Annotated in this window: 6 protein-coding genes and 1 pseudogene; 1 reads left to right on the top strand and 6 read right to left on the bottom strand. The window is 33.8% G+C overall.

Going from position 1 to position 7,153, the window contains the following annotated elements; all coding sequences use genetic code 11:
- The 6 genes and pseudogenes from J2S17_RS28575 to J2S17_RS28550 form a co-directional block, all read right to left on the bottom strand.
- Positions 1–312: pseudogene (locus J2S17_RS28575) on the bottom strand (Tn3 family transposase); the annotation flags it as partial.
- A gap of 493 nt (positions 313–805) precedes the next feature.
- Complete coding sequence (locus J2S17_RS28570; RefSeq protein ID WP_307480743.1) at positions 806–1,579, bottom strand: hypothetical protein; 774 nt, start codon at positions 1,577–1,579, stop codon at positions 806–808.
- A 29-nt stretch (positions 1,580–1,608) separates the two neighbouring features.
- Entirely contained in the window at positions 1,609–2,586 is a 978-nt protein-coding gene (locus tag J2S17_RS28565; RefSeq protein ID WP_307480741.1) for a hypothetical protein, read from the bottom strand.
- 68 nt (positions 2,587–2,654) lie between these two features.
- Complete coding sequence (locus J2S17_RS28560; protein WP_307480739.1) at positions 2,655–3,113, bottom strand: hypothetical protein; 459 nt, start codon at positions 3,111–3,113, stop codon at positions 2,655–2,657.
- 405 nt (positions 3,114–3,518) lie between these two features.
- Complete coding sequence (locus J2S17_RS28555; RefSeq protein WP_307480737.1) at positions 3,519–3,641, bottom strand: hypothetical protein; 123 nt, start codon at positions 3,639–3,641, stop codon at positions 3,519–3,521.
- A 206-nt stretch (positions 3,642–3,847) separates the two neighbouring features.
- The gene (locus J2S17_RS28550) at positions 3,848–4,414 is read right to left on the bottom strand and encodes a site-specific integrase (RefSeq protein ID WP_307480734.1); all 567 of its coding nucleotides are present in this window, start codon (positions 4,412–4,414) and stop codon (positions 3,848–3,850) included.
- A gap of 202 nt (positions 4,415–4,616) precedes the next feature.
- On the opposite strand from J2S17_RS28550, the gene J2S17_RS28545 reads away from it, so the two are divergent.
- Positions 4,617–7,153, top strand: a 2,537-nt coding sequence (locus tag J2S17_RS28545; protein WP_307480731.1) for a Tn3 family transposase, incomplete at its 3' end; no start/stop codon positions are given.

Below are 7,153 nucleotides of genomic sequence, written 5' to 3'. Positions count from 1 at the left end.
CTTGCATAAGAACCAAGTTTACCCATAATAAGAGATCCAGAAACTGTTCCCTCCCGTATAGAATGTGCTAACCGTAATACATCATCAAAATTATCTCGAATGATTTTGGTATTAATTTTCCCTCGAGAAAGAGTATGTATTTCTTGGAAGTTTTCCATTACATCCATGGTGTATAGTTTGGAATCAGTTAAGTCCCTGAGTCGTGGAGCAAAACGAAATCCTAATAAATGACTCAATCCAAATACTGAGTCTGTAAAAAAGCTCTTCAATATATAAATCTGTCTCATGATGAAGTAACCCATCAATGACGTACTGCAATGGGGAAAAAATCAATTCAAACGGGCTACGACCGTTTTTATACGGTTGGAGCTGGACCAAAGGAGTGAGGCAGATCGGAAAGCTTGTGAAGCTTTTCAAAAAGCTCAAGGGTGGTCTGTAGCATGGTTACCCGGGACCATCAACATGGACAAGAATTTTCTATAGATACGTAAAAATATCTTACTACAAATGTATGTATTAGAAATTAGACGTGAAGGTAAATCCAAGATTAAACCCACCCTACCACTAATAAACCACCCTATATATGGAGAAACAATTTTGTATATTATAAAAAACTAGATTATGTGTTGAATCAAATGTTGATTCAATATTTTTCTCCAGAGATCCGCAATGTTATAGCTGCGTTTCAGAGTTTTTCTTTTGTCATTTGACTCTCTAAAAGTATGCAGCTAGATAATATTTATAAACCTTCATTAAAAACAGTGTCCAAAAAAAATTTTAGACACTGTTACGAAAAGCCAATTTATTATCTATTCATCCAACCAACTGTTGAAGAGTAATCTGGTCTATAAGCAACGGAGCCCTTATAAACCTCTGCACCACCTCTAATGTTTGTGCTAGTAAGTAAGGTTCTAGAAGTAGCCTGGGCCCAAAGTGATCTAGCACTTGCACTTTTTGTATTTACAAAAGATGCAGATTTCCAACTTACAGTCGACGATGAACGAGTTAAGGATGGAGCAAAGCTAATACTTGCAGATGTACCATTAAATTTGTAATTATAATTTATGAAGATCTTATTTGCTGTACCTGATCCAGTAAAGCTTGCGTTAATTGTACCATTATTTACTCTCATTTTGTTTGAAGTAATTGGATATAAATAAGCGTATTCTGAATACCCAGAAGTACTTAGACTTCCTTTCCCTGATCTATCAGTATTACTTAAATTTCTTGCGAAGTTAATTATATCTCCTTGTATAACGTTACCCTCATCATCTAAAATTGGTTCATCACCTTCGAATGGGTCGGTTTTACTTTTTATTAGTTCATCAACATACTCTGAAACTGCATCTAAATTAGCTGCTGAAACATCGCTTGTAACTGAGTAGTAATCCACATATCCATCATTAAGAATTTCAAGATTGAAACTCTCACCATTTACTGAATGAACCTGTGCTTCCACAAAAGTCAGTTCTTTCTCTGCTTCAATTGGTTCAATAAATTCTTCAGCAGACGCGAAGGTAGGAAAAATTAGTGCTGATGCTAAAACAAGACTAGCTAACTTAAACTTTTTTTTAGACATTTTTAATCAACCTCCAGAATTTTTTTATATCAATGGCCATTGATAACTAATGAATTCATGCTGTCGTTAATATTTTGTCTTATAAATTGGTGTGATTTCTCATCTAAGTCAATTTCAATATTATAAAAATCAAAGAGATAATAGACTTGATATGTACTTAAAATATCAGACAATTCTTGGTTCCCATCTCCAAATAAAGGATAGCCCCCATTATCTTGTTTCAATGACATAAGGTTTTCTTTCATATTTTCCACATCAATGTCTAAATTCTCATTAGGATCGAATAAGCTTACATTAGTCACAACAATATACTTAATTAAGCTATCATTTTCTGATTTTAAACTATCATCAATATAGGCTAAATCATTTTGATTCATCATTTTGGAGCTTTCTTCAAGTCTATTTAATATAAGTAAATAGACATAATATAAATCTGAATATGATAACTTATCGCTTTTGTCTAACTTGTTTGGGAAGTTTTCTGTTAACCACCCTGATATTTCCTTTTGTTTTCCATTTGGAAGCTCTTTACCCAAATTAGAAATTGCTTCTAAACCCATTTTTGTACTAAGTAAGTAATTCTGTGGTTCAAGGTTTTTTTCTTCTTCAGAATAAGATTTGTAAAATCCATTCTCAACATATAGGTTATTTATATATTCCAATAGTAATTCTTTATTATCAGGCTTCAATTCTAAGAGGGACATGACCTCCAAATACAACCAAATATCATATATCGAAACACTATTTTCGATTAATTTTTTTGAACCATATGATTCTATTTCATTTTTTATTTTTTTAATATCTGATGATGTCAGAGTCTTAGTATATTGATTTGCTGCCAATGAATAGTATAATTTATAAAAATCTATATACTCATCCTTTTGTTCAGTCTCATTACCAACACTAGTCAATCTCTGAGGATTTTCTTTAAAATAAATAGTTGCTAATGTAATACCTGTAATGAATACAATAAAAACCAAGAGATATAATAACCATTTTTTGTTCACAATAATTTACATCCTTTACTAAAATTACTTTTTATTAAAAAATTGTAAAGAGGAAAACAAAAAAATTTCTATTTTCTTTCAATAACATCTACATTATTTTTTTGGAAAGTGATATCATAACTGTTTTTGCTCTCATTTATAAACGATAATCCCAAGAAAGCAGGTTCTTTTTTATTTAACTTCTCTAATTCTTCATAACTAAGACCCTCATTATCAAACGAAACTTCACCCTTAATATATAGAAGATTACTATTTTCAATATCATTATCTTTTATATCCTTAATATCTACATTGATTACCTTATTTTTTACCCAAGACCCTACTATAGGTTTAATACTTGAAGTATCAATCCGTTTACTATTATCTTTAGGAATAATAATTTCTATTTCAAATTTTATGGAGCTTTGTGAAGATTCATTTTCTCCTAATCCATATGAAAATTCATTAATATCATAGGTTTGATTTTGGGTACAAGCTGACAATATTAAATAGAAAGGTAGTAACGATACCAAAATAACCTTTTTCACATTAAACAATTCCTTTCTTTTTTGTTTTTCTTTTAACCAATGTCAAAATTATAATTCATTAAATATATTATATGTGTTAGCTAAATCCATTTTTTGTTAATTCACATTCACAAACAATTTTAGACCGTAATTAAGAACAAAGAAATCCTACAAATATGCTATTTTTAGTATTTTTTAACAGTTCAAAAGATTTATTTATTGTTAATTTTTGAAAAATAATTATATGATTGGGATTAAGGTAACAGGTGTGGCATATTCATAGTGATTTCAATCTAAAATCTAACTAACGAATATAGATTTATAAATAAGAGCAGATATTAATCTGCTCCCATTATATCTCGTTTTCTTCATGTCTATAAGGCAATTTAATTTCCCTTAATACGGGAACCTGATCCACTGCTGTCTTCAAGATAACTTTTTAATACCATCTTCCACCTTGATTGGTTTGCTAATATATTTGTTTGTTTCACCAAATTCAAAAATCATAATGGAGATATCACGAATTCCAATAGCATAACGCCAGCCCATAGGGGTCCAGACACATGCCCACCAAGTTAATATTTTTATGTCCCCCAAAATGAAAAAACTAAGATGTTTCTAAGAAAAGAAACTTAGAATTTTCATTTTGGGGGTATCCATTCTACTTAGCTTGATGGGCATGCGGTACTACCCCATTACCATCAAACTAAGAAAATAAATACCCCCAAACTGGGAATTTTAGAAGTCAAAACCTCTCATAAATTTAAATTTAAATACACGTTATCGAGATCATCTTGTGTCATACCAATATAGGCTAACGTAACGCTTGGTGCTGAATGGTTAAACAATTTTTGAAGAATAGAGAGGTCAACTCCAGATTGATAAGCGTGGTAACCAAAAGTCTTTCGTAATGTATGAGTCCCAATTCTCTCTTTTATTCCTACGGCTCTTGCTGCCTCATTAATAATTCGATAGGCTTGTTGTCGCTTTAATGCTTCTTTCCCTTTCCTGGAGCGAAATAAAGGTTCGTTCTCTTCGTAATTTCTTGTCATCAAGTACTCCTTAATTGCTTTTTTTGACGTATCCCCAATGGGAAAATCTTTGGTTTTTCCTGTTTTTACTTCCCGAAGGGAAATTCGATCCTTAATATTACGCTTTTCGTCGATTACATCAACAATTCTTAGTTGGAGCAAATCGCTGATTCGAAGTCCTGAATTAATTCCTACATTAAAAAGACAATAGTCTCTTATATTAGTAGCCTTTAGAATTTTCTTAATAGCATCGATTTGTTTCCTGTTCCGAATAGGTTGAACATATTCCAAAATGATCCCTCCAAAACTATGATCCTTAATGTATAATATTATATATTATGTATGATTCAAAAGCTGAGGAAAAATACGAGATTTAAAAAAATTCTTGGAAACCCTTATTTATCAAGGGTTATCACTTCATTCCGAATGATACAAAAGATAGTTATGTATCATTGGCAAGAACCATTTTTCTCAAGAAAGGAGCTCTTATATTATGTACGCCAGAGTAAGAGAATTACTAACTTCAGAGGAACGTAAAACGTATATGTCGATTCCTAATGAATTGGATGAATGGACATTAGGTACATACTTCACGCTTAGCCAACATGATTTGGATGTCACTCTTCGCCATAGAAGAGACTATAATCGTTTGGGTTTTGCAGTACAACTCTGCATTATCCGATTTTCAGGATGGACCTTATCTGATATGGATAAAGTTCCTTCAACAGCCATTTCTTATATTGCCAAGCAAATTAAAGTGGATCCAAGTGAGTTTCTAAAGTACTCAAAACGAGAAGCTACAAAATATGAACATTTGGTAGAAATCCGTAAAGAGTATGGATATCGAACATTTACAACTTCAGAATATCGCCAACTTGCTAGAATTCTGTTCGATGATGCTATGGCTAATGGAAACCCTACACACCTTATCCAAATTGCTATCCAGATATTGCGTAAGTGGAAAGTCATTCTACCAGGTATGGCCACCATTGAAAGAGTAGTCTGGGAAACACGTAAACGAACAGAACAACAAATTTTTCAACACTTTAACTCCTCCCTAACGTCATTTCAACTTGAAAAACTGGACCATTTACTATTGCTAATGCCTGATAGTAGTGGAAAAACATACTTATCATGGTTAAGAGAGATTCCAGGGCAATCATCTCCAGAGGCATTTTTAAAAGTGATTGAGCGATTAGAATACATTAAAGCAATTCAACTTAATGTAGCAACTGAGACCATACACCCCAACCGTTTGCGACAACTATCTAAAATAGGTGCTAGATATGAACCCCATTCCTTCCGACGATTCATCAAAGAAAAGAGATATGCCATATTAGTAGCTTATCTACTCCATCTGAGTCAAGACCTAATTGATCAAGCTTTTGAAATTCACGACAGACAAATCATGACTCTTCAAGCGAAAGGGCGTAGAGCTCAGGAGGATCTGCAAAAGAAGAATGGGAAATCAGTGAATGAGAAGGTCATTCATTATGCTCGCTTAGGTGAAGCTCTTATAAAAGCACGCGAAGAAGGGCTGGATCCTTTTACAACTTTAGAAACCATCATGCCATGGGAAAAGTTTGTTACTTCCATTGAGGAAGCTAAGGATTTATCTAGACCAATGAATTATGATTATTTAGACCTCTTAGAGAGTCGCTTTTTTTACCTTCGAAAATATACGCCGATTTTATTAAAGTCACTTGAATTCCGTTCGACCAACTCCACACTACCATTAATGAGAGCATTAGATACTATTCGTGAAATGAATAAATCTAATAAACGCAAAGTACCAGAAGGTGCTCCTTTGGATTTTGTATCTAATCGGTGGCAAAAGCATGTATACGAAGAAGATGGGACCATTAATCGGCATTACTATGAAATGGCAGCATTAACGGAGCTGCGAAACCATGTAAGGTCAGGGGATATTTCCATTGCCGGGAGTCGACACCACAAATATTTTGAGGATTATTTAGTTTCTGAAAAAGAATGGGAAAGTGCCTCTACAACGGGCACAACAAGGCTTGCAGTTAATTTGTCTGTAGGCGATTATCTTGAAGAACGAAGAAATTCTTTATTAAAACGCCTTCAACTTATAAAAGAAAATATTCATGATTTAGAAGGAGTTAATTTAGCTAACGGAAAACTTCACATCCACAGGCTTGAAAAAAATGTTCCGGAAGAAGCCCGACCATTCAGTGCATCTCTTTATCGTATGCTTCCACGCATAAAACTAACGAATTTACTGATGGAAGTATCCAATTGGACAGGATTTGATAAGGAATTCATTCACACGTCTACTGGAAAACCTCCGCATCCAGAAGAAAAACCAATGATATTGGCAGCATTAATGGGCATGGGGACAAATATTGGACTCACAAAAATGGCTGAAGCAACACCAGGGATCTCCTATCGACAAATGGCAAATGTTGCTCAATGGCGAATGGATGAAGATGCTCTAAATCGAGCACAGGCTACCCTTGTCAATTTTCATCATAAAATGTCTCTATCTTCATTTTGGGGAGACGGAAGTACATCATCCTCTGATGGAATGCGTGTACAGGTAGGTGTTTCTTCTTTACATGCGGATGCAAATCCCCACTATGGTTCTGGAAAAGGAGCTACCATTTATAGATTTACCAGTGATCAATTTTCTAGCTTTTATACTAAAGTCATTAATACCAATGCTCGGGATGCTGTGCACGTCATTGATGGGTTACTTCATCATGAGACAGATTTAAATATTGAAGAGCATTTTACAGACACAGCTGGCTATACGGACTCAGTATTTGGATTGAGTCACTTACTAGGATTTCGTTTTGCCCCTCGACTCAGGGATTTAACTGATTCCAAACTATACACCATGGATGTAATGGAAAACTTCCAAGAAATACATACTCTTTTTCGAGGGAAAATTAATACCAAGATCATTCGTGATAATTTTGATGATGTATTACGGTTAGCACATTCTATACGGGAGGGAACAGTTTCTGGATCTCTTATTATGGGTAAACTTGGTTCTTATGCAAG

The sequence above is a fragment of the Cytobacillus purgationiresistens genome, from assembly GCF_030813235.1.
Taxonomy (GTDB): domain Bacteria; phylum Bacillota; class Bacilli; order Bacillales; family Cytobacillaceae; genus Cytobacillus; species Cytobacillus purgationiresistens.
This window is presented reverse-complemented; position numbering and strand designations above follow the sequence as displayed.

What these genes read in the sequence shown, in the direction of transcription:
- J2S17_RS28570 (WP_307480743.1), bottom strand. Translation starts at nt 1,579, where the DNA reads ATGTCTAAAAAAAAGTTTAAGTTAGCTAGTCTTGTTTTAGCATCAGCA.
- J2S17_RS28555 (WP_307480737.1), bottom strand. Translation starts at nt 3,641, where the DNA reads ATGGGCTGGCGTTATGCTATTGGAATTCGTGATATCTCCATTATGATT.